Origin of the sequence: Flavobacterium sp. WC2416 (assembly GCF_041200095.1) — a bacterium.
Lineage (GTDB): Bacteria > Bacteroidota > Bacteroidia > Flavobacteriales > Flavobacteriaceae > Flavobacterium.
The window spans coordinates 492,289-515,353 of the sequence record NZ_CP165626.1; the positions used below are offsets into that span (position 1 = coordinate 492,289).

25 protein-coding genes are annotated in these 23,065 nt (G+C 32.1%); 12 read left to right on the top strand and 13 right to left on the bottom strand.

From position 1 onward, the window contains the following. Nucleotides 1-113 precede the first annotated feature (113 nt). Complete coding sequence (locus AB3G39_RS02145) at nt 114-515, top strand: hypothetical protein (protein WP_367772811.1); 402 nt, start codon at nt 114-116, stop codon at nt 513-515. 74 nt (nt 516-589) lie between these two features. Here AB3G39_RS02145 and AB3G39_RS02150 read toward each other — a convergent pair whose 3' ends face one another. From AB3G39_RS02150 to AB3G39_RS02160, 3 genes are all read right to left on the bottom strand, one after another. Next, entirely contained in the window at nt 590-1,243 is a 654-nt protein-coding gene (locus AB3G39_RS02150) for an HD domain-containing protein (RefSeq protein ID WP_369765896.1), read from the bottom strand. Nucleotides 1,244-1,338: 95 nt separating this feature from the next. Beyond that, nucleotides 1,339-2,325: an acyl-ACP desaturase gene (locus AB3G39_RS02155; RefSeq protein WP_367756267.1), complete on the bottom strand. Its 987-nt coding sequence runs from the start codon at nt 2,323-2,325 to the stop codon at nt 1,339-1,341. Nucleotides 2,326-2,335: 10 nt separating this feature from the next. Then, on the bottom strand, nt 2,336-3,070 hold the full coding sequence (locus AB3G39_RS02160; RefSeq protein ID WP_367772807.1) for a lysophospholipid acyltransferase family protein: 735 nt from the start codon (nt 3,068-3,070) through the stop codon (nt 2,336-2,338). Between the two features lie 124 nt (nt 3,071-3,194). Between AB3G39_RS02160 and rnpA the strand changes: the two genes are divergently transcribed. The 3 genes from rnpA to AB3G39_RS02175 all read left to right on the top strand — a co-directional run bounded on the left by rnpA (nt 3,195) and on the right by AB3G39_RS02175 (nt 6,149). Further along, nucleotides 3,195-3,608 carry a ribonuclease P protein component gene (rnpA, locus tag AB3G39_RS02165; protein WP_367756263.1) on the top strand — a complete coding sequence of 138 codons (414 nt, stop codon included), beginning with the start codon at nt 3,195-3,197 and terminating at the stop codon, nt 3,606-3,608. 97 nt (nt 3,609-3,705) lie between these two features. Beyond that, nucleotides 3,706-5,343 carry a S41 family peptidase gene (locus AB3G39_RS02170; RefSeq protein ID WP_367772805.1) on the top strand — a complete coding sequence of 546 codons (1,638 nt, stop codon included), beginning with the start codon at nt 3,706-3,708 and terminating at the stop codon, nt 5,341-5,343. Further along, on the top strand, nt 5,343-6,149 hold the full coding sequence (locus AB3G39_RS02175; RefSeq protein ID WP_367772803.1) for an OmpA family protein: 807 nt from the start codon (nt 5,343-5,345) through the stop codon (nt 6,147-6,149). Before AB3G39_RS02170 ends, AB3G39_RS02175 begins: the two co-directional genes overlap by 1 nt. Here AB3G39_RS02175 and AB3G39_RS02180 read toward each other — a convergent pair. The 9 genes from AB3G39_RS02180 to AB3G39_RS02220 form a co-directional block, all read right to left on the bottom strand. Then, nucleotides 6,146-6,592, bottom strand: a complete 447-nt coding sequence (locus AB3G39_RS02180; RefSeq protein WP_367756257.1) for a GNAT family N-acetyltransferase — start codon at nt 6,590-6,592, stop codon at nt 6,146-6,148. The genes AB3G39_RS02175 and AB3G39_RS02180 overlap by 4 nt on opposite strands. A 58-nt stretch (nt 6,593-6,650) precedes the next feature. After that, complete coding sequence (locus tag AB3G39_RS02185; RefSeq protein ID WP_369765898.1) at nt 6,651-7,628, bottom strand: DUF4837 family protein; 978 nt, start codon at nt 7,626-7,628, stop codon at nt 6,651-6,653. Between the two features lie 48 nt (nt 7,629-7,676). Continuing rightward, nucleotides 7,677-9,740 (bottom strand): LysM peptidoglycan-binding domain-containing protein, encoded by a 2,064-nt coding sequence (locus tag AB3G39_RS02190; protein WP_369769666.1) that lies wholly within the window; start codon nt 9,738-9,740, stop codon nt 7,677-7,679. 109 nt (nt 9,741-9,849) lie between these two features. Next, nucleotides 9,850-11,037, bottom strand: coding sequence for a phosphoglycerate kinase (gene pgk, locus AB3G39_RS02195; RefSeq protein ID WP_367756251.1), 1,188 nt, complete (start codon nt 11,035-11,037; stop codon nt 9,850-9,852). A 266-nt stretch (nt 11,038-11,303) separates the two neighbouring features. Beyond that, entirely contained in the window at nt 11,304-11,807 is a 504-nt protein-coding gene (locus AB3G39_RS02200) for a hypothetical protein (protein WP_367772795.1), read from the bottom strand. Continuing rightward, nucleotides 11,800-12,510 carry a pirin family protein gene (locus AB3G39_RS02205; protein WP_369765899.1) on the bottom strand — a complete coding sequence of 237 codons (711 nt, stop codon included), beginning with the start codon at nt 12,508-12,510 and terminating at the stop codon, nt 11,800-11,802. Before AB3G39_RS02205 ends, AB3G39_RS02200 begins: the two co-directional genes overlap by 8 nt. 1 nt (nt 12,511) lies before the next feature. Then, the gene (locus tag AB3G39_RS02210) at nt 12,512-13,261 is read right to left on the bottom strand and encodes an intradiol ring-cleavage dioxygenase (protein ID WP_369765900.1); all 750 of its coding nucleotides are present in this window, start codon (nt 13,259-13,261) and stop codon (nt 12,512-12,514) included. Between the two features lie 144 nt (nt 13,262-13,405). Next, nucleotides 13,406-14,095 (bottom strand): LytR/AlgR family response regulator transcription factor, encoded by a 690-nt coding sequence (locus AB3G39_RS02215; RefSeq protein ID WP_369765901.1) that lies wholly within the window; start codon nt 14,093-14,095, stop codon nt 13,406-13,408. Continuing rightward, nucleotides 14,092-15,153, bottom strand: coding sequence for a sensor histidine kinase (locus AB3G39_RS02220; RefSeq protein WP_367772787.1), 1,062 nt, complete (start codon nt 15,151-15,153; stop codon nt 14,092-14,094). Before AB3G39_RS02220 ends, AB3G39_RS02215 begins: the two co-directional genes overlap by 4 nt. A gap of 223 nt (nt 15,154-15,376) precedes the next feature. Between AB3G39_RS02220 and AB3G39_RS02225 the strand changes: the two genes are divergently transcribed. From AB3G39_RS02225 to AB3G39_RS02255, 7 genes are all read left to right on the top strand, one after another. Beyond that, nucleotides 15,377-16,525, top strand: a complete 1,149-nt coding sequence (locus AB3G39_RS02225; protein WP_367772785.1) for an ATP-binding protein — start codon at nt 15,377-15,379, stop codon at nt 16,523-16,525. 4 nt (nt 16,526-16,529) lie between these two features. Next, nucleotides 16,530-16,913 carry a DoxX family membrane protein gene (locus tag AB3G39_RS02230; RefSeq protein ID WP_367772783.1) on the top strand — a complete coding sequence of 128 codons (384 nt, stop codon included), beginning with the start codon at nt 16,530-16,532 and terminating at the stop codon, nt 16,911-16,913. 34 nt (nt 16,914-16,947) lie between these two features. Continuing rightward, nucleotides 16,948-17,457, top strand: coding sequence for an acyl-CoA thioesterase (locus AB3G39_RS02235; protein WP_367756245.1), 510 nt, complete (start codon nt 16,948-16,950; stop codon nt 17,455-17,457). A gap of 161 nt (nt 17,458-17,618) precedes the next feature. Continuing rightward, nucleotides 17,619-18,626 (top strand): recombinase RecA, encoded by a 1,008-nt coding sequence (gene recA, locus AB3G39_RS02240; RefSeq protein ID WP_367774081.1) that lies wholly within the window; start codon nt 17,619-17,621, stop codon nt 18,624-18,626. 134 nt (nt 18,627-18,760) lie between these two features. Next, nucleotides 18,761-19,174, top strand: coding sequence for a hypothetical protein (locus tag AB3G39_RS02245; RefSeq protein WP_367772781.1), 414 nt, complete (start codon nt 18,761-18,763; stop codon nt 19,172-19,174). Nucleotides 19,175-19,190: 16 nt separating this feature from the next. Then, nucleotides 19,191-19,733, top strand: a complete 543-nt coding sequence (locus tag AB3G39_RS02250; RefSeq protein WP_367772779.1) for an RNA polymerase sigma factor — start codon at nt 19,191-19,193, stop codon at nt 19,731-19,733. Continuing rightward, nucleotides 19,730-21,154 (top strand): hypothetical protein, encoded by a 1,425-nt coding sequence (locus AB3G39_RS02255; protein ID WP_367772777.1) that lies wholly within the window; start codon nt 19,730-19,732, stop codon nt 21,152-21,154. The genes AB3G39_RS02250 and AB3G39_RS02255 overlap by 4 nt, the downstream gene beginning before the upstream one ends. Here AB3G39_RS02255 and AB3G39_RS02260 read toward each other — a convergent pair. Continuing rightward, a complete protein-coding gene (locus tag AB3G39_RS02260) occupies nt 21,151-21,894 on the bottom strand; it encodes a lysophospholipid acyltransferase family protein (RefSeq protein WP_369765902.1) in 744 nt (247 codons plus the stop codon). The two genes, AB3G39_RS02255 and AB3G39_RS02260, sit on opposite strands and share 4 nt — an antisense overlap. A gap of 138 nt (nt 21,895-22,032) precedes the next feature. Here AB3G39_RS02260 and trpS point away from each other — a divergent pair, with 138 nt between their 5' ends. Continuing rightward, the gene (gene trpS, locus AB3G39_RS02265) at nt 22,033-23,010 is read left to right on the top strand and encodes a tryptophan--tRNA ligase (RefSeq protein ID WP_369765903.1); all 978 of its coding nucleotides are present in this window, start codon (nt 22,033-22,035) and stop codon (nt 23,008-23,010) included. Nucleotides 23,011-23,065: the final 55 nt, after the last annotated feature.

Genomic DNA, 23,065 nt, shown 5'->3' on the forward strand with positions numbered 1-23,065 from the left:
GCGGTTTTCTATTTATAAAAACAAAGTTTTCATAGAATACATTCCTCTTTTCACTTACAAAACCTAATTTTGCACTCTCCCTTTTTGAGAAAATCAAACCTAAAAATAAACTCATGTCATACGAACCAATATTTGCCCTTTTTTGGGAAAGCGTAAAAAAAAGCATTCAAGAAGGTACTTATGCCAAATTAACTTTGGCAAAAACCATAGGTGATACCGAATTGAAAAATATTTATATACGACCCGTTTTATTAGATGAAGGTGGATACACACTTTCGCTTATGGCTCGTTATAAAACAGAAGAAGTGGAAAGTTTTCACACTTTGGAAGATGCCTATGCAATTTTGTTTCCCTATATGAACAATCCATTTTTGACTGCTTTATTATTCACAACCGAAAATGACATCACTTTTAAACTGAATAAAAAAAGGGTTGGAAGTATTATTGAACAAGCGCCTACCTTTAAAAATGCGTCGGATGTAATAATCGAAATGAAAGAAAAAGGGATTATTTAAGATATTCGATTTTTAATTAACGATTTTTGATTTCAATCAGCAATCAAAAATCGTTAATCTTCATTCATGAATCATTATTTTTCCCCATCCCATTCCGCATAAAACTGGGACAAAAACCCTTCCATATAACGGTGTCTTTCTGTTGCAATGGCTTTTCCTGAAGGAGTATTCATTTTATCTTTTAAGAGTAATAATTTTTCATAAAAATGATTGATTGTTGGAGCCTCATTATTTTTGTACTCTTCTTTATTCATTTTTGTGTTTGGAGCAATATTAGGGTCATACAGCGCTCTATTTTTGAATCCGCCATAATTGAACGTTCTCGCGATTCCAATAGCTCCAATAGCGTCTAAACGATCTGCATCTTGAACAATATCCAATTCTAAAGACGAGAAATTCTTTTCAAAATTCCCACCTTTAAAAGAGATGTTTTCAATGATTTTTACAACATGATCAATAATAGATTCATCTACATTTTCATATTCTAGAAATGTTCGTGCCGTTTTGGGGCCTATTGTTTCATCACCGCCATGAAATTTGCTATCGGCAATATCATGAAGTAACGCTCCTAATTTCACCACAGTTAAGTCACAAGATTCCTCATTAGCAATCAATATACTGTTCTTATACACCCTTTCGATATGAAACCAGTCATGTCCACCCTCAGCATTATTGAGTTTTTCTTTTACAAAAGCGATTGTTTTACTAATAATATCTGTGTTGTTCATTTTTTATAATTTTAAAAAAAATGTTGATTTTCAAAGTTTTAACACTTTAAAAATCAACATTTATATATTTGAATCTATCTATTCAGTCATAAAGACTATAATCTTGCAGGTTCAACCCATTTAAAAATATGAGTTTCTTGAGGAATTACAATTCTTTCCGAAATTCTAGCCATTCTTGCTGGTAGTTTCATCAAGTAATCACGCGCTTTCTCGGCTTCATCCGTTAAACCTGAGATTTTATCAATTTCCCATTTGTCAATTAATTTTTGCATGATTTCGACATAATCATTAGCTGTGTAAACCCCAATACGTTGTGCTGAATCAGAGAATAATTCAAAAGCAGAACTAATTTTTGCTCCTGATTCTCTCAAGAAATGCGCTGGCATCACAATTTTAGCTTTCATCATGTATTGAAAAGCAAGCATCATTTCGCTAGGATCAATTTTGAAAATCTGATTTACAAATTCACTATACGCATGGTGATGACGCATTTCGTCACCAGCAATCATTTTACACATTTTAGCTAATTTTTTATCTCCATAGCTTTTCGCTAATTGAGAAACTCTATTGTGAGAAACATAAGTAGCTAATTCTTGAAAACTAGTGTAAACAAAGTTCTTATAAGGATCTCTACCAGTACCAATATCAAAACCGTCGTTGATAAGATGCTGTGTTGTCATTTCAATTTCGCGCATATTTACACGACCAGATAAATACAAATATTTATTTAGTAAATCTCCATGACGGTTTTCTTCACCTGTCCACTGACGAACCCATTGGGCCCAACCGTTTCTCTCTAGATTATCTACACCTTCAACTTCCATTAACCAGTTTTCATAGGTTGGCAAAGCCTCTTCGGTAATCATATCTCCTACCATTGCTACCCAGAAATCGTAAGGTAAGTCCTTAGATATTTCACGTAACTCTTTTACTTCTTCTAAGAAATTATCGCTTTCAGAATTAGGTAAAAAATCAGAGGGTTGCCATATTTCTTCAACAGGTATTAAATACTGATCAACATAGCTTGCCACGTTTTTTTCTAAAAACTGCATTACTTCTAATCTAATGTTTTTTATTGACATTTTATATAAATTAAAATTTTATTCCTTTTACTATGGCGCTTTCAGCCTTTTCTATGATCTCTTCAAATTTAAATTCACTAACCTTTAAAGGCTTATGAATTACAAAGGTAAGGCGATTTCCTAAACCAAGTGGAAAAAAACCATATTTCACCACTTTCCATGAATTATTTATACTTATTGGAACTACATAAGCCGATGGAGCATACTTGCACAATATCTTTAGTCCGCTTTGTGCAAACGGTTTTGGATGACCCGTTTTACTTCGTGTTCCTTCAGGGAAAATTACAGCTGAACGATTGTTTTTTTCAATATACTCAGATAATCCTTTAATTGCTGGTATGGCTTGTTTTGGATCTTTTCTATCAATAAGCGCTGAACCTCCGTGTCTTAAATTATACGAAACACTTGGAATTCCTTTACCCAATTCCTTTTTGCTGACAAACTTACAATGAAAACGACGCATAAACCAAATCATCGCTATGATATCATACATGCTTTGATGATTGGATACAAATATTAATGGAACTCCTTCAGGAATGCTATCCAGATTTTCAAACTTGTAGGTTGTCCCTAAAAGATTTGTGCATTTGAGTAAAAAAAAATTTAGATAATCAACGCTCACTTTATGGGCTTGATATCCAAATAAATTAAAACAAACCCATTGAATAGGATGAAACACAACCAACGTAAGACCAAAACACAAATAATATATGACGGATATGGGATACGAAATCAGTTTTTGCATGCTAAATAAATTAGACACAAAAGTAATAAATATATTTTTAGTGGTATTTAATTCCTAAACAATAATAGGTTTCGGGTTTAATTGTACCTTTGCTTTTTAGAAATCTTTGCCTTTTTTTATAGAAATGAACTTCACTTATTCCAAAAACGAAAAACTTAAAAGTAAAATTACGATTGGATTATTGTTTTCTGAAGGGAAATCGGTTTCCAAATACCCTTTACGATTGGTTTACTATGCAGATGACACCGTTGATGCTCAAAAAATAAAAATGGGCGTTTCTGTTTCGAAAAAGCACTTTAAAAAAGCGGTTGACCGAAATTATTTCAAACGAGTGCTCCGGGAAACCTACCGCCTTAACAAGCATCTCCTTATTGATAGTTTAGATAAACCCTATGCTTTTATGTTTTTTTACCAAAGCAAAGACCGCCTATCATTCGAAGAAATCAATACCAAAACAATTCAATTGTTTGAGAAGTTTATAGCTCAAACTGCAAAAAAAGAAACCCATGAAAATGGGAATGATTCTATTACGGGATAATTTTTCTTTTTTCAAATAAAATGAACATACAGTTTACTACATAAATGAATTTATTATTGCTTAATTTAGTAATCTTTAAAGTTAGAATCTAAATGCTATGGCCCCTTTTTTCAAAAAAAAATACATCATCCCTATTGTCGCTTCGGCCTTTATATTTGTAGGTGCGAGTTTCAAAAACGATTTTTTTGAAATTGCGAAGCAAATAGAAATATTCACTACTCTTTTCAAGGAATTGAACACTAATTATGTGGACGAAACAAATCCGGGAGAGTTAATGGATAGCGCTATCAAAGGCATGCTAGCCAGTCTTGACCCTTACACTGTTTATTTCAATGAGCAAGATGTATTACGATTTAAAATAAACAACACTGGCGAATATACCGGAATAGGCGCTTTAATTACTCGAAAACAAGATAAATTAATAATTAAAGAAATCTATAAAAATTTCCCTGCCGATAAAGCAGGTTTCAAACCTGGAGATGAAATTATACAAATAGGTGATGTGCTTTTATCTGAATTCAAAGAGGATGCTTCACAATTATTAAAAGGGGCAAAAAACACCAAAATTGACATCAAATACATCCGTCAAGGTAAGGTGAATACGGCACAGATTATTTTGGACGAAGTTGAAATCAAATCAGTTCCCTTCTTCACCAAAATAGATGAAAAAACGGGCTATATTGTTTTAGCTCATTTTAACAAAAAAGCATCTAATGAAACCAAAGAAGCATTAGAATCACTAAAGAGACAAGGTGCCGAAAGAATCATTTTAGATTTACGAGGAAATCCAGGCGGGCTTTTAAATGAAGCCGTGAACATTTGTAATTTATTTGTACCAAAAAATGAAGTCATTGTCACTACAAAATCAAAAATTGAAAACCACAACAACACTTATAAAACCGCTTTTGACCCTGTAGACACTCAAATTCCATTAGTTATTATTGTAAACGGAAGAAGTGCATCAGCATCTGAAATTGTTTCGGGAGCCTTACAAGATTTAGACCGCGCCGTTATTGTGGGGAGTAGAAGTTTTGGGAAAGGACTCGTGCAAAAACCAATTGATTTGACCTACAATACCCAGCTAAAAGTAACTATTTCTCGTTATTATACTCCGTCAGGCCGTTGCATTCAAGCATTAGACTATGCACATAAAGACAAAAATGGAGTAGCAACAAGAACTTCTGAAAAAAATTACAATGCTTTTAAAACACGTAAAGGAAGAACGGTTTATGATGGTGGAGGCGTTTCTCCTGATATCGAACTTAAAGAATCAAACACTAGTGTTATCACTGATGCTTTACTAAAAAATGATGGTATCTTTAATTATGTAACTCGTTATTATTATAAGAATCCAAATCTAGGAGATAAAATCCCCACTATAACTGATGCCGATTATCAAGATTTCAAACTGTTTTTAAAAGCAGAAAAATTCTCTTTTGATACGGAAACAGAATTGGCTTTAAAGAATACTTTGGCTGTAGCCAAAAAAGAAAAAATTGACGATACTATTAGTACTGAATATCAACAATTACTAAATGCTCTTCAAAAGAGTGAAGAAACACAATTAGACAAAAATAAAGAAGAAATTAAAAAAATTATTGTTGAAGAAATCATTAAAAGATATCAATATCAAGAAGGATTTTATCAATATTATATAAAAAACAATTCGGAAATTCAAAAATCAATCGACATTTTAAACAATACCACAAACTATAAAAACATCCTGAAAATTTAATGCTCAACTATTTAAAGTTAATTACATTACTGTCTTTTGGTTGTCTTTTTGCGCAAGAAAAAAAAGTCGAAACAATCTATTTTGATTTTGATAAATATAGTATTGACAATCAACAAGAACAAGCCATTCTTGATTTTGTCATAAAAGCGGATACCACAGTTATAGAATCCATACAAATTTATGGCTACTGTGACGATAGAGGCAATAATGACTATAACTATAAATTATCCGAAGACAGAGTTAACACTGTAAAAGCAGTACTCACTTCTCATGGATTTAATAAAAATAAAATTTTAATTATTGAAGGAAAAGGGCGCGTAATAATAACAGAAGATGTCTTCGCAAACTTAGCAGAAATTCGCTCCAAAAATAGACGTGTAGATTTATTAATAGTTAAAAAAAATAGTTTTGGAAAAGGAATTTATAATTCTATTCAAGAGAAGCATAGTGTAGGTGATCGTATTTATTTTGAAAATATCCTATTTCAACTTGGAAGTAGTAAATTAAGTTCAAACTCAAAAAAGGAGTTGGATAAGATTGCCGAACAACTTCAGAAAAACAAAAATATTGAATTTGAAATTAGAGGTCATGTGTGCTGTACTCCCAGCTACTATTATGATGCAATTGATCGGGCAACCAACGAAAGAAAATTGTCTTTAAATCGGGCCAAAATTGTATTCTGGTATTTAATTTCAAAAAATGTCAATAGCCTTCGAATGACTTATAAAGGTTGTGGAAACAAATTCCCCTTGGGAAAAGGGGAAGCGGTTGATCGTAGAGTGGAGTTTTTAATTACTAAGATTTAATCCTTTGTCATCTCTATATGTGGGATATCATCCTCTAAATACATTTCACTCGTTTGAACAAATCCATGACTTTCATAAAATTTTTTTAAATACAATTGAGCACCAATCGTAATTTTACTTTGGTTAAAGTGTTGTTTAATTCCAGCAATTGCTTCTCGCATTAAATCATGCCCCCATTTTCTGTCGCGATAATTTGCATCTACAACTACTCTACCTATTGAAGCATTATCAAAACTAATTCCTGCTTTAAAAAGGCGAGCGTGTGCCACAATTTTACCATCATATTCCGCAAAAAGATGCAATGCAATCTTATCCTTGCCGTCAAGGTCCAAATAAACACAGTTTTGCTCCACTACAAAGATCTCACTTCTTAATTTTAGTAAATCATATAGCTCATGAACTGAAAGTGCGTCAAAAGGCTTTATTTTCCATTCTATTGTCATTGGTAATTGTTATCTTGAGTGTGAATATAAAATTTAAAATCGCGAATTTAACAAATTGTTATTTAATAATTTTAACTGATTTAATAATAGACTCCAACTCGTGCATTAGATCTCTTTTTTCTTTTGAAGGGGAGTAACTAAATCCTTCCAAAACTAAAACTCTGTTGTGTTCTTCATCTATAATCGCATAATTAATAAAGGGACCCGACATAAAATCATTCTTCAATTCCCATGTTCCCTTTGTTTCATAAGCTACTTTGCCGTCTAGTTTTATCTTGAAAAAATATGGTGCATACGCTTCCTCAGTAATTAAATCCGTATTGGGTTCTTTTCCATGAATGTACAATCCTCCAATAGAATCGCGCATACTTATGATACTTGTAACTAGGTTATTTCCTTTCTTAAGTGCATTTATAGGAACTTGATAAAGTAACAAACTTGTATTTCCACTTATAATTTCTTTTTTCAACCATATAAAGTTTTCCTGTTGTATTACGTATTGATAACTGGTAGGAACCTCTAAATTTATATGGAATTTATCAGTAATTATTTTAGGGTCTAGTAGTGATTTTTTATTTATCCTTTGACATTCTTCAATTTCAGTTTTACGAATTAGTTTGATTATTTCCGGGCTGTGCTTTTGAATAATTGCAATAATATCTCCTCCCGTTTTACCAGAAATATGGAATACATTTTGAGGTGAAGCATATTGGTCTTTATTTATTTCAAAGTTATTTTTTTCGCCTTTTTTTATAACGATAATATTGCGACTGTCCGTCATAAATCCCTCCATTAGTTTAACTGGATATTGATTTATAGTAAAAAGAGGTTCTTCTTGTGGCAGTCCAATAACTGGTGAAGCAAACTTATTTCTGACACTGTCACCTACTTCACCATTCCATAATTGATCATCAATAATTACTGAAATAGTATTGATAGCACCTGTAGTTTTACGTGGAATTGTATCATCTTTCTTTTTACAAGAAAAAATCAGTACGAGAATAATAAGTAGAAATAATAAATGGTTTTTGTTCATTATGATTCAATTATGAATTCAAACCCAAATTTATTGAAGATTATTGTATTATCCATTAATTTTCAATTTCATTCCAGGTTTAATTCCTTCAGTGCGAATATCATTCCATTTTTTAAGATCTGAGACGGATACTCCTGGATATTTTTTTGAAATGCTATACAAAGAGTCCCCTTTTTGAACATAATAATCAATTGCTTTGTTTACTGAAGCTTTCGAATAATTATCTTTTTTCTTAAACGAACTTGCTGTTGCATTATCGGTAGTAATGGCTACTTCATTTTTGGCCACAATCAAAGAACTTCCAACAGCTATATTTTGATTCGATAAATTATTCCATTCTTTTAAGTCAGCTATTGCTGTTCCAAATTTTCTTGAAATAATACTAAGATTATCCCCTTTTAGAACCGTATAATTAATGTCTTTTAACGCTGCTGGTTCTGGTGTAATTGCGACTACCTCTTCTTTGGTTTCTTCTACTATAGTAGCCGAGACTTGTAGTGATTTTCCAGGTTGAATTGTGGATGCTGAAAGATGATTCCATTCTTTAATATCTGCAATCGAAACATTATTTTTTTCAGCAATCACATTTAAATTATCCCCTTTTTGAACAACATAAAAAGAAGTATTATTAGGTGATAAACTATCCGATTTTACTTCTTTTTTAATTTTTAATTTCATGGAAGCAATTCTTTGGTTTTCTAAAATAGTTTCTCTTGAAATTGGTGCTACTTCAGGTTCTTTCTTCATTACTTTTACAATGCTTTCTGTTGAGATAATTTTTAAACTTTTACCATAGGAAATGGTATTGCTTCTTAGTTTATTCCATTTTTTTAAATCAGTTACAGCGACATCATATTTATCAGCAATATTACCTAAATTATCTCCACGTTTTACCTTATAATATTTGGTTATTGTATGTGTAATTGTTTGAGTTCTTCCATCTGTATTTTCTTCTTTAGAAACAATTGCTCTTGAGTTTTGAAAAGGTTTTTCTCTACCATCTAATTCGTGTTGAACATAGGCATATATTCTATCTTCATTTGAAGTAAATAGTGCAATCTTTTCTTTGGGTAATCTTAAATAATGGTTTTCATCTCCATAAAAAGGAATTACATTTAACTTATAAGACGGGTTTAACAATTGAAGTTGAGTGACAGGCACATCCAATAAATCAGAAACTTGTTTAAAGGACATTTGTTTTTTCATTAAAATGGTATCCGTTTCAAAACGCTGCACTAGCGCTTTATCAGGTCTGATTCCATGTTCATTGTGGTATTCATAAAGATACATAGTTGCTAAAAAAGCAGGAACATACCCTTGTGTTTCTTTAGGAAGATTTTTTCGAATGTTCCAATAGTTTTGTTTTCCTCCTGATCTTCGTATTGCTTTAGAAACATTCCCTGGACCAGAATTATAAGAAGCTAATACCAGCTCCCAATCGCCAAAAATGGCATACATATTAGCCATGTATTGTGCTGCTGCAGCAGTCGCTTTTAGAGGATCACTGCGCTCATCGATATAAGAATCAATTTTTAGATTGTACTGTTTTCCTGTTTGATACATAAACTGCCATAAACCCGTTGCTCCTACTCTTGAAACGGCTCTTGGGTTTAATGCCGATTCAACCACTGCTAAATATTTGATTTCCAACGGGACATTTTTTTTAGCAAAAGCCTCTTCAAACATGGGGAAATAATAATCCGAAATAGCCATCAACTTTTCAAATGATTTTTTTCTGTACTTTAGAAAAGACCGAATTACATTTTCAAGACTCTCATTGTATTCAATTCTAAAAGGAGATTTTGCATTCATGGCCTCCAATCGCGATTTCAACAATTCAGTTGGCAATTCATAATCTACTTTTTCATCAATATTTATGTTTTCAATATCATTTGTAATGTCATTATACAAATCAAGATTTGTCAATTCTTTCATCCATAAACTATCTACACAAGACGCCATTTCATCATTGACAAAGGTTTTTTTGATAGAATCGAGATAAGATAAATTGTTTTCTATAACAACAATTCCTTTGCTTTCAGCAACTTCTTGCGAAAACAAAGGAATCGATAGCAATAGTAAAAATGCTATTGTGGTATTTTTTATATTCATGCTTTTTTATGTCAACATCCTTAATTATAAATGGTTACTACGCCATTTTTTTACAAACTTAATATGTTAGAACTAAAAAATTCAATAAATATTGTTAAAAATGTATTTATTAATCTAGAATTGCAGCTATTCCTGGCAATACTTTACCTTCAAGCATTTCTAACATTGCACCACCACCTGTTGATACGTAACTTACTTTATGTTCAAAACCAAATTGTTTTACTGCTGCAACTGAATCTCCTCCACCTACAAGTGAAAAAGCACCATTTTCTGTAGCTTCTGCAATAAAGTTTCCTAATTCGATAGTTCCATTAGCAAAACTTTCCATTTCAAAAACACCTAAAGGTCCGTTCCAAAGAATCGTTTTAGATTCTAATATTACTTTTTTGAAGTTTTCCAATGATTTTGGACCTGCATCAAGACCTTGCCATCCATCAGGAATTTCTCTTACATCCACAATTTTAGTATTTGCTGTATTTGAAAAATCATCCGCAGCAACTACATCTACAGGAATATGAATTTGAACTCCTTTTTCCTTAGCCAATCTCAAGATTTCTAATGCTAATTCTTGTTTGTCATCTTCACAAATAGATTCTCCAATTTTTCCTCCTAATGCTTTAACAAAAGTAAAAGTCATTCCACCACCAATAATCATATGGTCTACTTTGTCAAGAATATTCTCGATAACTGTAATTTTAGAAGAAACTTTAGAACCTCCAAGAACTGCTGTTACTGGTTTTTCACTGTTCTTTAAAACTTTATTTAAGCTTTCAATTTCTTTTGCTAATAATGCTCCAAAACATTTTTCTGTTGGGAAAAATTGTGCAATAATTGTTGTTGAAGCATGTGCTCTGTGTGCTGTTCCAAAAGCATCATTTACATAAATATCTCCAAGTGAAGCTAATTCTTTTGCAAAAGCAACATCTCCAGCTTCTTCCTCAGCATGAAAACGTAGATTTTCTAATAATAAAACTTCTCCTGCTTTTAAGTTTGCAGCAGCGTTCTTCGCTTCTTCACCAATACAATTTGAAGTAAATTGAACTGGAACTCCAAGAATATCTGAAGCTGTTTTTAATATATGTTTCAAAGAATATTTTTCTTCAACTCCTTTAGGTCTTCCTAAGTGTGACATCAAGATTACACTTCCACCTTGAGCAAGAATAGTATCAATTGTAGGTTTTGCTGCTTCGATACGAGTAGCATCAGTCACATTAAAATTTTCGTCCAAAGGCACGTTAAAATCAACGCGTATTATTGCTTTTTTATTTTTGAAATCAAAATCGTTTAAAGTCTTCATCAGGTTCTTTTTTAGTTTGTTTTTTTGAAAGAGTAACAAATATAGAACTTTTAGATTATTATTAAATTTGAAAAAACTAAAAAATTAAGATTTTTAACAACGAAATCGATGTAAATTAATAATAAATCCGACTTTTACTTTTTATATCATCAAAAAATACTTAAAAAGAAAAAATGATGATCATAAAATTGATCGTATAAAAAAAATCCGCTCTTATCTCGTTTTAAAATAAGAAAGACTTTATCAAGTGTAGATACCTGTTTTTTTTACTCTTCTTTGTAAAAACAAATAGCTAAATTAGGTTGCGCTGGAAACATAATCGTGTCAAATTCATTGCAGTCAGTACTGTTTTTTGAAACCAAATAGTTTTTCTCAACCATGCCTAAATACGCCAAAACAGGAGAATAAAACGTTATGCCTATTTTGTGCTTTACGATGTCAGTGCAATCTGTATTAATGATATCCAATTGATAATTTGTAAAAGGGAAATATTGATTTCCCAATACATCAGTAACCCGATGAAAGTTCCCTTTGAGCTGGTCTACATAATTGCTAGCTGCAATCCCAACTAAATAATGCAATTGATTGGCTTTTTCATTTTCTGAAAGCAACTCCCGAAAGGTATTTTTAGGATTTTCCTTAGAATTGAATTGTTGATGTTGCATGAAATATTCCTTGAATGTATCTTCATGAACATATTTGTCCCAGATAAAAGTCGAAGCGCTGTCAATTACCAATCGATAGGCTAATCGGATTTTAATATTATTCATAAATCAGTTCTTTATCTAATGGTATTTCTAACAGCAAAAAAAGAGCATTTTCGGATAATGCTTCCCATTCAAAAGAATCTGTTTTTAGCAAATGCAATCCGTCTCTGGATTCCAACAATCGATTATCAATTTCGAATGCGCCACTAATCACAAAAATGAAAACGCCATTTGATTTGTTTTTCAACTGATAAAGTCCTTCGATCCTACCTTCATAATTTCCAATAAAACCAAAACTATTTGCAGTTTTGAATAATGAAATCAATTGGTTTTTTTGGTTCAAATCAAAATCAAATTGTTTGAACCCAGTTTTTGAATCCTGTTTTCCGGACTTAATCCAAATTTGTAAATAACTAACATTCTCCACTCCATAAGGATTAAAAAGCTCAAATGACATTCCTTTTTCAGCAGAAAAACTCCTTATTTGTTCAACTCTAATGAAATCCTCGTTTCCTAGACTGTCTTTGTATTCAACACCTCCAAATAATGGTAAAATAATTATTTCAGTATCCGTTTCTATACTTGTTTTAGAACAATGTTGAGGCAAAAGAATTTCTTCATTTAAAACGTGTAATAAGCCAAACGGTTTTCTAAAGTCATCATAATAAGTACCAAAATTGAAAGTAGACAGACAATTATCCCCATCTGAAATTAAAAGTCCTCTTAATTCCGATTTGTATATTTGAGCTTGACTTTGTTCCTTCATTTTAACCAGCAACATTTATAGCATGCTCAAGCACAAAACCTTCAGCAACACTTCCTGTAACTGTTGACAATTCATTGGCCACTCCATCCGAAAAAACATTATCAGAACTGTTATATGTATAACCTGACATCCCTTTTGTATAGCCATTGGCAGATGAAGTATTTACCAAAACTACGGCGCAATTTGACCCTTCAGGAAACGCAATTTGAGTAACTAGTAAAGAAGTTCCTGAAGAGTTATAAACATGGACATGTATGTGTGTAGCTCTACCGCTATACCATCCTGGGAAAACAGAAGTAAAACTAACTTTACCATTTGCGTTTGTGGTTTGTCTTCCTCTTAAAAAATGAACCGAAGTAAAGTCAGCTGATTGCATTCCTGTTCCTCCATATTCTGAATAATACCCATCCTTATCACAATGCCAAATGTCTACAATTGCTCCAGCCAAAGCAGCACAACTGGCATTTGTATTGTTGATTGTTATGTTGATTGTAAATCCAATGCCAGTTCTATCACTAACAATGTTTGTAGCAACCAATGAAGAAGGTGATTTTGTAGGAAACGGCCCTGCTGTTTCAGATGAAGTAACAGAACAACTACTTGTAGAAGTTGATCCGCTAGTATCGGTTGCTTGGGTTGTGTCAGATGTTGATGCATTAGTATTATTACTGCTACAAGCTTTGATTACTGGAATAGTCAAAGCGCCTAAACCTGCAAATCCCAATCCTTTTAAAAATTGCTTTCTTTCCATCTCTAAATGATTTTATTGTTGTTTTCAATAAAAGTATTTAAATGGAAAGAATCCCTGAAATTTATGAGGTAACAGCATGATTTTATGAGGTAAACTAACATAAAATACAATAATGTAATAGTTTTATTCTTTTAAAATGATTTTTTATTCCTTATGAATTGCAGTAAAAAAAGCCAATTCATAACTGGCACTTACAGGAATTTCCTCCTGATTGATGTAAATTATCTTATTTCTTACTTTTTCAATTTTAGAAATAGGGACAATATAAGAACGGTGCACTCTTATAAATTCAGGTACAGGCAATTTTTGGAGTAGTGCTTTCAAAGTCATTCTGGCCACAATTGTCTTTTGATTTTCTAAGTGAATTTTCAAGTAATCGTCTAATCCTTCTACATATAAAATATCAGAAATAAGAATTTTATTTAAACTGTAATCAGCCCGAATAAAAAGATATAGTTTTTCAGGATCTTGATTTTGCAATTTCCATTGTGAGTATGCTTTTTCAACCGCTTGTTCGAATCTTGGAAAAGAAAAAGGTTTCAAAACATAATCAGTAGCACTTAAAGTAAATCCTTCGACTGCATATTCAGAATGAGCAGTTGTAAAAATTACCATCACTTTATTTGGTAACTTTTTATAAAAATCAATCCCCGAAATGGACGGCATATTGATATCTAAAAACAATAAATCAACTGGATACTTTTTTAAATATTTAAAAGCATCTTCCGATTTTGCAAATGTTTTTTGCAAATCAATATACTCAATATCGTTGCAAAAACTTTGCAATATATCGAGTGCTAAAGGTTCGTCATCAAGAGCAATGGCTTTAATCATCCTACTTTGATAGTTAAAGTTACACTATATTTTTTGAGGTTATCATCAATTGTCAAAACATGATTATTAGGGTACAAAAGGGACAATCTTTCTATTGTATTTTGCAATCCAATGCCACTGTCTGATTTTTTTGATTGTACTTTATTATTGGAAACAAATAAAGTCAAATAATCATTAATAATAGTAATTTGTATAGCAATCTGTGAGTCTTCATTTGGATTAACACCATGTTTAAAAGCATTTTCTATAAATGAAATCAAGATAAGTGGTGTAACACATTTTCCATATGTATTTCCTTCGATTGAATAATCAACCTGTACGGTATTACCTAAACGCGTTTTTTGGAGTTGAATAAAGTTATTGATGTAGTTTATTTCCTTGTCCAAAGCAATTACATCATCATTTGCATTTGTAATTATGTAACGCATGAGTTCTGATAATTGCACAACAGCATCAGCCGTTTTATCATCTTTTTTAATAGCTAAAGCATAAATACTGTTCAAGGTATTAAACAAAAAATGGGGGTTAATTTGTGCTTTCAAAAAAGACAATTCCGATTTCATTTTATCTTTTTCTACTTTTTGTAAACGAATATTAATCGCAAATAACAAACTGGAAATTACACCAATCAAATAGACTAAAATCGTATGGCCATATTGAGTAGGTGGCCCGCCCTCCATCAAAGGCGGCGTCCCCATATATTTTGGTGGTAGAAAACCATCTTTAGGATGAATTCCCTGCCCGAAATCAAGAAAGTTACGTTCTGGATGGTCAAAAAATTTAGAAATAAAAAGAAAAAAAACTAAAAAAAAGATAATTATTGAAAAGTATAGAATCAGTTTATTTGAAAAATAAACCTTAGGGATCAAATAATAATAATTGAGGTAAAAGAAAATAAGCAACAAAAAATAAATAAGAAAATAAATTCTATCATGACCATTACTTACCAAATCTGGCAAGCTTAAAACGGTTCCCGATGAAGTAAATGCATAGGGCAAAACCATGAATGCAAGACATAGACTAAAATGCAATGCGTAAAAAGAAATCGTTTTTTTCATGAATACTACTTATCCACTCAAATCTAGGGTTCTAATCGTAAAAATTCTAATTATTGCGGTGAAAACTGCAATAATTGCGGTAAACACATTCATTTCTAAAAGGATCCCATTGATAGAAAGTAAAATTAGACCTAATTTTAAACAAGCTTTTCCTCAATTTTGAGAATTAAAACTTTGCTTCTTTAAAATTTTTGACTAACCCAATTTCTTCTATCTTTGCTTTATGCAATTTTCTCAAATCTTAGGACAAGAACACATTAAAAACCATCTGACAAAAAGTGCTGATTCTGGTAGAATACCTCATGCACAATTATTTGTTGGTCCAGAAGGAAGTGGTACTTTACCTATGGCGATTGCTTATGCACAATACATTTTATGCAACAATCAAAATGGGGAGAACTGCGGTTCTAATGAATCTTGCAATCTGAAATTCCAAAAAATATCCCATCCTGATTTACACTTTGCTTATCCTACTGTAACCACAGATGCAGTAAAGAAAAGCCCAAAAAGCCTTGATTTTATTGCAGATTGGAGACAATTTGTTTTGCAAAATCCTTACGGAGGTCTTTTCGATTGGTATGCTGTTTTGGGAGTTCAAAACAAACAAGGAGAAATAAGAGTTGATGACGCTCAAGAAATTTTAAAATCGTTGTCTTTAAAATCATACGAAGGTGGTTATAAAATTATGATTGTTTGGATGGCTGATAAATTAAATATTGCTGCCTCTAATAAACTATTGAAGTTACTAGAGGAGCCACCAGAAAAAACAGTATTTATTTTAATTTCTGAAAACGAAGAAGACATAATTCAAACCATACGTTCTCGATGCCAGATTTTGCATTTTAACGGTTTAAGCGAACCCATAATTGCAGAAGCATTGGTTTCTCGTGAACAAGTAGATCCAAAGTTAGCTTCAAAAATTGCCCATCAAGCACAAGGCAATTATAATCTTGCCTTACATTTATTACGTGATGACAATGATGAATTTCCATTTGAACAATGGTTTGTTACATGGGTGCGAGCTGCATTTAAAGCAAAAGGAAATGCCGCTGCTATTCAAGATTTAATTCTTTGGAGTGAAAAAATAGCTGGTTTAGGGAGAGAAACTCAGAAGAAATTTCTTGAGTTTTGTATCGAAATGTTCCGCCAGGCTTTATTGATTAACTATGAAACGCCCAATTTGGTTTATTTTGAGCCCAAAGTTGATAAATTTAAACTCGAGAATTTTGCTCCATTTGTCAATGGCAATAACATTCATGATATTTTCAAGGAACTTTCGGATGCCATGTATCACGTGGAACGCAACGGAAATGCAAAAATTATATTAACCGATTTATCTATTAAACTTACCCGCTTAATCCATAAAAAATAACAATATGAACAACGCTGCTTCTATTTTAATTTTAGTTTTTCTGGCAATTTCATTTATTCAATCTGGGTATGACAAACTCTTTTATTGGAAAGATAATGTGACTTGGTTGAAAGAACATTTTGCAAAAACACAATTAAAAAACCACGTGCCTTTAGCCTTATTAAACATTCTGATATTAGAATTAATTTCAGGAATTTTATGCATTGTAGGATGTATCGAATTATTAATAAACAACGGCCGTTTATTTGGGTTCTATGGCGCTGTTTTCTCTTGTATTACTTTAATAATGTTGCTTTTTGGACAACGTTTAGCAAAAGATTATGACGGAGCCAGAACCATTGTTATTTATTTTATCCCAGCTATAATGGCAGTATATTGGTTGAATTAAAAATTAAAAACACTATTTACATTTATAAAAAAATATGACACCTAAACATCCTTCAGAATCTTTAACAACATTGACCGATTTAGTTTTACCAAGTGAAACAAATCCTTTGAATAATCTTTTTGGTGGTGAACTATTGGCACGAATGGATCGTGCTGCCAGCATTGCTGCGCGTAGACATTCTCGAAGAATCGTCGTGACAGCATCAGTAAATCATGTGGCTTTTAACAGAGCCATTCCATTAGGAAGTGTGGTTACGGTTGAGGCCAAAGTATCTAGATCGTTCAAAAGTTCTATGGAAATTTATATTGATATTTGGGTAGAAGACAGAGAATCTGGAAACAAAACCAAAGCTAATGAAGCCATATATACTTTTGTCGCGGTGGATGACACTGGAAGACCTGTAGAAGTGCCACAAATAATCCCCGAGACTGAGCTGGAAAAACAACGTTTTGATGCTGCTTTAAGACGCAAGCAACTGAGTTTACTTTTGGCAGGAAAAATAAAACCAGAAGATGCAACAGAGTTAAAAGCCTTGTTCATGTAAAAACTGTATTTACTTCTTGAAAGTGAAAAATTTAATTAAAAAAAGAAGTATTTTTACGAGCATAAAAATTTAAAAAAATGAAAATTGTAGCAATCTAACAGGTTCTCCAAATTTCTTAGAGCGATAAAATAATACAAATGAAAGAAAAGGTAAAAGAGAAGATGAGTACAGAGAAAGAAGCAAAATTAAAAGCGCTACAATTGACGCTTGACAAATTAGATAAAACATACGGAAAAGGAACTGTAATGAAAATGGGGGATAAAGCGATAGTAGAAGTGGAAAGCATTTCTTCTGGATCTTTAGGAATCGATTTAGCATTAGGAGTTGGTGGGTATCCAAGAGGAAGAATTATAGAAATATACGGTCCAGAATCATCTGGAAAAACTACTTTGACGCTTCACGCTATTGCTGAAGCACAAAAAGCAGGTGGAATTGCCGCTTTTATTGATGCTGAACACGCATTTGATAGAAATTACGCAGAGAAATTAGGAGTAGATATCGAAAACTTAATTATTTCTCAACCTGACAATGGAGAACAAGCGTTAGAAATTGCAGAGAACTTGATTCGTTCAGGCGCTATTGATATTGTTGTAATTGACTCGGTTGCTGCATTGACACCAAAAAGTGAGATTGAAGGTGAAATGGGAGATTCTAAAATGGGTCTTCATGCCCGTTTAATGTCTCAAGCTTTAAGAAAATTAACAGGAACAATTAGCAAAACAAACTGTACTGTATTTTTCATCAACCAGTTGAGAGAGAAAATTGGAGTAATGTTTGGAAATCCAGAGACTACAACGGGAGGAAATGCATTGAAGTTTTATGCTTCGGTACGTTTAGACATCCGTCGTTCAACTCAAATTAAAGACGGTGATAATGTTCTTGGAAACAGAACTAAAGTAAAAGTGGTGAAAAATAAAGTTGCACCACCTTTCAAAATTGCTGAATTTGATATCATGTATGGTGAAGGAATTTCAAAAACAGGAGAAATCTTAGATTTAGCTGTTGAATTTGAAATCATCAAAAAAGCAGGTTCTTGGTTTAGTTATGGCGAAACCAAATTAGGACAAGGGCGTGACGCTGTTAAGTCTTTAATAAAAGACAATCCAGAATTAGCTGATGAACTCGAAGTAAAAATTAAAGCTAGAATAAAAGAATTAGCAGAAGCATAAAAAACTAAAACCCGAAAATTTTCGGGTTTTTTTATTTCTATACGCAACCTTTTTCAAAATTTATTATCTATTAAAAACAAGCTCATCCTTATCTAGTGAATGTGTCTGTTATAAATTTAAAAAATAGTAAAAAAATGAAAAAGTTTGCGTTATTTATCCTGTTAATTACCACTGTAACAGGATGTAGCCTTGATAATGGTAATCAAGATACTTATAACTACGAAGTACTACCCGTTAATAGTTATACTCTACCTGAGAATTTTAAGCTTGGGGAGACTTATGAAATAAAACTAAAATATCAAAAACCCACTGCCTGTCACATTTTTCAAGGAATTTATTATAACAAAGATTTAAATGTAAGAACAATAGCTATTCAGACCGCTGTAAAAAACAATGAAATATGTACCACAGAAATCCCTGCATTATCTGAAGTTTCTTTTAATTTTTATGTAACTAATACTGGATCCTATATCTTTAAGTTTTATAAAGGAAAAGATACTGCTGGTGCAGACCTATATGAAGAAGTAGAAGTTCCTGTAGTCAACTAACAACTAGAAAAAACCTGTGGGATTAGATCAAATCATTAATGATTGTAAAAAAAATTACCCTAAAGCTCAGGAACAATTGTATGAATTGTTTGCTAAAAAGTTTTTTGGGGTATGCTTGAAGTATTCCAGTAATTATGCGGATGCTCAAGATAATTTACAAGATGGTTTTTTGATAATCTTTAGAAAAATAGACCAGTTTAGTGGTAAGGGATCCTTTGAAGGTTGGGCGAAAAGAATAATGATCAACAATGCACTTCAAAAATTCAAAGGAATACGATATATGGAAGTGATTAATGAAAACATTCCTGACGATGAAGTTGAAATTGATGATGAAAATGTACCCATTGAATATTTGATGAAAATCATCCAAGAATTACCAGATCAGTACCGACTCGTTTTCAGCCTCTATGTTCTTGATGGTTATTCCCATAAAGAAATTTCAGAAATACTAAAAATAACAACTGGAACCACAAAATCTAATCTTTCAAGGGCAAGGCTTATTTTAAAAGAAAAAATTGAAGCTTATACTAGAATCGAAATAAAGTCATTGGCAAAATGAACGATAAAAAAAACATAGACCGATTGTTTCAAGAAAAATTCAAAGATTTTGAAGCAGAGCCAAATAAACAAGTTTGGCTCAATATAGAGGCCGAATTAAAGGAAAAAGAAAGAAAAATAATCCCGTTTTGGGTGCAGTTTTCAGGAATTGCTGCTGCTTTTATTCTGGGTCTTTTTACCTTAAATATGGTTTTCAATACAAACACAGAAAATAAAAAAACTATTGTTTTAGACTCAAAAAATACAACCGAAAACAAAGATTCAATTGCAACAAAAAAAGAAAATAAGAATATCCCTTTTCTCATAAAAAATAAGCAACAAATCGTAATAACTAACCCAAAAACTGTTAGAAATCATGAAAAAGAAAATACAACTTTTATTTCCTCAGAAACCAGTACTGAACAGAAGAAAAATCAAAATGATACTTCGCTTTATAAATCAAAAAATAATTCATCGTTAAAATCAGTAGCTTCTAATACTAACAAAATAATTTCAGATCAGTTTACTGTTGAAGGAAACCCTTTTATAAATACAAATACGCCAAAAAATACTGGGAATGAAATCAGTGGAAATATCAAATCAGTAAAGAACTCTGACACTAAAGTTGCAACAACTGATGCTATAAATTCAACAGAAATTATTCCAGAAACACAAAACGAATTAGAAGCAATTCTAAAAAAGAAGGAGGAAAAAAAATCGACAGTCGTTCTTACTAATTTGGATAAATGGCAAATCGTTCCCAATGTTGCCGCAGTCTATTTGAATTCAAATTCAAGCGGATCATCGATTGATCCACAATTCTCAGAAAACCAAAAAACAGCCGATAACAGCCTTAGTTTTGGAATAGGGGTGAATTATGCTGTTTCAAAAAAATTAACCGTAAGAACAGGTGTTAATAAGCTTACATTGGGATATAATACTAAAGATGTAATCTATTCATCAAGTTTGATAGCTCATAATTTGACTAACATTAATTACACTTCCAATGAATCGATTGAAATTAAAAACGAATCGGAACTCAATACGCTAGCCACCCTTGAAAGAAGCTACCAAAATACAAATACAGGCGCAATCAATCAAAAAATGGGATACTATGAAGTGCCTTTGGAGCTTTCCTATGCACTCATAAATAAAAAATTTGGCATTACTGTTATTGGAGGAATTAGTACTTTATTTTTAAATCAAAATAAAATATCATTAGTGTCTAATACTATTAATTTAAAATTAGGAGAAGCTAATAATTTAAACCCAATTCACTTTAGTACTAATGTTGGGATGGGATTTAAGTACCAATTTATAAAATCATTTCAAATTAATGTTGAACCCATGGTCAAGTATCAATTGAATACCTATTCAAACAATTCCGATAACTATAAACCTGTTTTTATTGGGTTGTATTCTGGAATTAGCTATACCTTTTAATTAGCATTAAAAGTCATTAATTGAGCGTAAACAATATCTCGAACGTTTTCACGAATTGCTTTTCTATCTGTTCCTGTTTTACTAATCGTATCCACTTGAGAATGAATTTTAACTCTCATTATACCTGGGCTTCCACTGAAAAAAGTATAAGAAAATCTTTTTTTATTATCTCCAAAAGTAATCGGTACAATAGGAATTTGATGTTCAATAGCTAACCGGAATGCCCCATCTTTAAACGTATCCAAAACAATCGATTCATCATTTGGAACTCCACCTTCTGGAAAAATACATACGCTTAATCCTCTATTAATTCTTTTTTGAGCCTGATTGAAAACTTCCATTCGACTTTTTGAACAACCTCGATCTACTAAAATACAAGTTCTTTTATAGAAAAATCCAAATAATGGAATCTTGGCTAATTCTTGTTTACCTACAAAAACAAACGGATTTTTAATTACTGCCAGCATTAACATTATATCAACCATTGAGGTATGATTAGCAACAATCATGTAGCTTTTATCAGTTTCTAAAATTTGATTTTTGTCAATTTTATAATAAAAACCCATCCCGTAAAGAATGAATTTGGCCCAAATTCTGGCCATTTTAAAAAAATACGGATAGCCTTTTTCAGTAAGAATAGAGGCTACTAGAAAAGGAAACATAATCAATATGGGAATTGCCATAAGGACATAAAACCAAATACGCCAAAGTGTCCAAAAAATAATTTTTATTCCTTTCATGAGTTCAAAAATAAGGAATCAAATGATACTTTTATTAAAAACAATTAAATTTGGGAACTATTTAATAGTATAAAAACAGAAAACCTTGCGCGCTTTGCAAAAATCTTTACGAACTTTGCGGTTCAGAAAAAAATTACAATGGCAAAAATACTTACCGGAGTTCAAAGTACAGGAACACCACATTTAGGCAATTTACTTGGAGCAATCATTCCTGCAATTCAATTATCGAATGATCCAAAAAATGAATCTTTTCTTTTTATTGCCGACTTGCATTCCATTACACAAATAAAAGACGGAGCAACTTTAAGAACTAATACATACAGTACCGCTGCAGCTTGGCTGGCTTGTGGACTAGATGTGAATAAAGTAGTTTTCTACAGACAATCTGATGTGCCACAAACGGCAGAATTATCTTGGTATTTGAGCTGTTTCTTTCCTTTTCAAAGATTGACATTGGCCCATTCTTTCAAGGACAAAGCGGATAGACTGGAAGACGTAAATGCAGGATTGTTCTCTTACCCAATGTTGATGGCTGCCGATATTTTATTATATGATGCCCAACTAGTTCCCGTAGGAAAAGACCAATTGCAACATTTAGAAATTACCCGTGATGTAGCCTCTCGTTTCAATCACCAAATGGGAGAAACCTTTGTTATTCCTGAAGCTAAAATCCAAGAGGACAGCATGCTAATTCCTGGAACCAATGGTGGAAAAATGAGCAAATCGGCCAATAACATTATCAATATATTCTTAGATGATAAGGCGTTGCGCAAGCAAGTCATGAGCATTGAAACAGATAGTACGCCACTAGAAGATCCTAAAAATCCAGATACTTGTAATGCTTTTGCTATTTATTCTTTATTGGCTAATGAAGAGCAACTAGCAACAATGAGAGCCAATTATTTAGGTGGGAATTATGGTTATGGTCATGCCAAACAAGCCTTGTTTGAACTGATAACGGAAACGTTCAAAACCGAAAGAGAAAAATACAATTACTATATCAATAATCTTCCAGAAGTAGATGCTTTACTGAAAATTGGTGCTGAGAAAGCAACCGTTGTGGCTAATGGAGTGTTATCTCGTGTTAGAGAAAAATTAGGCTTTGAAGTGCTTTAGTTTTTGAAAACAGTATAAAAAACCCTTTCTATTCAAAACTAGGAAGGGTTTTAGA

What these genes read in the sequence shown, in the direction of transcription:
- AB3G39_RS02145 (WP_367772811.1), top strand. Translation starts at nt 114, where the DNA reads ATGTCATACGAACCAATATTTGCCCTTTTTTGGGAAAGCGTAAAAAAA.
- AB3G39_RS02150 (WP_369765896.1), bottom strand. Translation starts at nt 1,243, where the DNA reads ATGAACAACACAGATATTATTAGTAAAACAATCGCTTTTGTAAAAGAA.
- AB3G39_RS02155 (WP_367756267.1), bottom strand. Translation starts at nt 2,325, where the DNA reads ATGTCAATAAAAAACATTAGATTAGAAGTAATGCAGTTTTTAGAAAAA.
- AB3G39_RS02160 (WP_367772807.1), bottom strand. Translation starts at nt 3,070, where the DNA reads ATGCAAAAACTGATTTCGTATCCCATATCCGTCATATATTATTTGTGT.
- rnpA (WP_367756263.1), top strand. Translation starts at nt 3,195, where the DNA reads ATGAACTTCACTTATTCCAAAAACGAAAAACTTAAAAGTAAAATTACG.
- AB3G39_RS02170 (WP_367772805.1), top strand. Translation starts at nt 3,706, where the DNA reads ATGGCCCCTTTTTTCAAAAAAAAATACATCATCCCTATTGTCGCTTCG.
- AB3G39_RS02175 (WP_367772803.1), top strand. Translation starts at nt 5,343, where the DNA reads ATGCTCAACTATTTAAAGTTAATTACATTACTGTCTTTTGGTTGTCTT.
- AB3G39_RS02180 (WP_367756257.1), bottom strand. Translation starts at nt 6,592, where the DNA reads ATGACAATAGAATGGAAAATAAAGCCTTTTGACGCACTTTCAGTTCAT.
- AB3G39_RS02185 (WP_369765898.1), bottom strand. Translation starts at nt 7,628, where the DNA reads ATGAACAAAAACCATTTATTATTTCTACTTATTATTCTCGTACTGATT.
- AB3G39_RS02190 (WP_369769666.1), bottom strand. Translation starts at nt 9,740, where the DNA reads ATGAATATAAAAAATACCACAATAGCATTTTTACTATTGCTATCGATT.
- pgk (WP_367756251.1), bottom strand. Translation starts at nt 11,037, where the DNA reads ATGAAGACTTTAAACGATTTTGATTTCAAAAATAAAAAAGCAATAATA.
- AB3G39_RS02200 (WP_367772795.1), bottom strand. Translation starts at nt 11,807, where the DNA reads ATGAATAATATTAAAATCCGATTAGCCTATCGATTGGTAATTGACAGC.
- AB3G39_RS02205 (WP_369765899.1), bottom strand. Translation starts at nt 12,510, where the DNA reads ATGAAGGAACAAAGTCAAGCTCAAATATACAAATCGGAATTAAGAGGA.
- AB3G39_RS02210 (WP_369765900.1), bottom strand. Translation starts at nt 13,261, where the DNA reads ATGGAAAGAAAGCAATTTTTAAAAGGATTGGGATTTGCAGGTTTAGGC.
- AB3G39_RS02215 (WP_369765901.1), bottom strand. Translation starts at nt 14,095, where the DNA reads ATGATTAAAGCCATTGCTCTTGATGACGAACCTTTAGCACTCGATATA.
- AB3G39_RS02220 (WP_367772787.1), bottom strand. Translation starts at nt 15,153, where the DNA reads ATGAAAAAAACGATTTCTTTTTACGCATTGCATTTTAGTCTATGTCTT.
- AB3G39_RS02225 (WP_367772785.1), top strand. Translation starts at nt 15,377, where the DNA reads ATGCAATTTTCTCAAATCTTAGGACAAGAACACATTAAAAACCATCTG.
- AB3G39_RS02230 (WP_367772783.1), top strand. Translation starts at nt 16,530, where the DNA reads ATGAACAACGCTGCTTCTATTTTAATTTTAGTTTTTCTGGCAATTTCA.
- AB3G39_RS02235 (WP_367756245.1), top strand. Translation starts at nt 16,948, where the DNA reads ATGACACCTAAACATCCTTCAGAATCTTTAACAACATTGACCGATTTA.
- recA (WP_367774081.1), top strand. Translation starts at nt 17,619, where the DNA reads ATGAGTACAGAGAAAGAAGCAAAATTAAAAGCGCTACAATTGACGCTT.
- AB3G39_RS02245 (WP_367772781.1), top strand. Translation starts at nt 18,761, where the DNA reads ATGAAAAAGTTTGCGTTATTTATCCTGTTAATTACCACTGTAACAGGA.
- AB3G39_RS02255 (WP_367772777.1), top strand. Translation starts at nt 19,730, where the DNA reads ATGAACGATAAAAAAAACATAGACCGATTGTTTCAAGAAAAATTCAAA.
- AB3G39_RS02260 (WP_369765902.1), bottom strand. Translation starts at nt 21,894, where the DNA reads ATGAAAGGAATAAAAATTATTTTTTGGACACTTTGGCGTATTTGGTTT.
- trpS (WP_369765903.1), top strand. Translation starts at nt 22,033, where the DNA reads ATGGCAAAAATACTTACCGGAGTTCAAAGTACAGGAACACCACATTTA.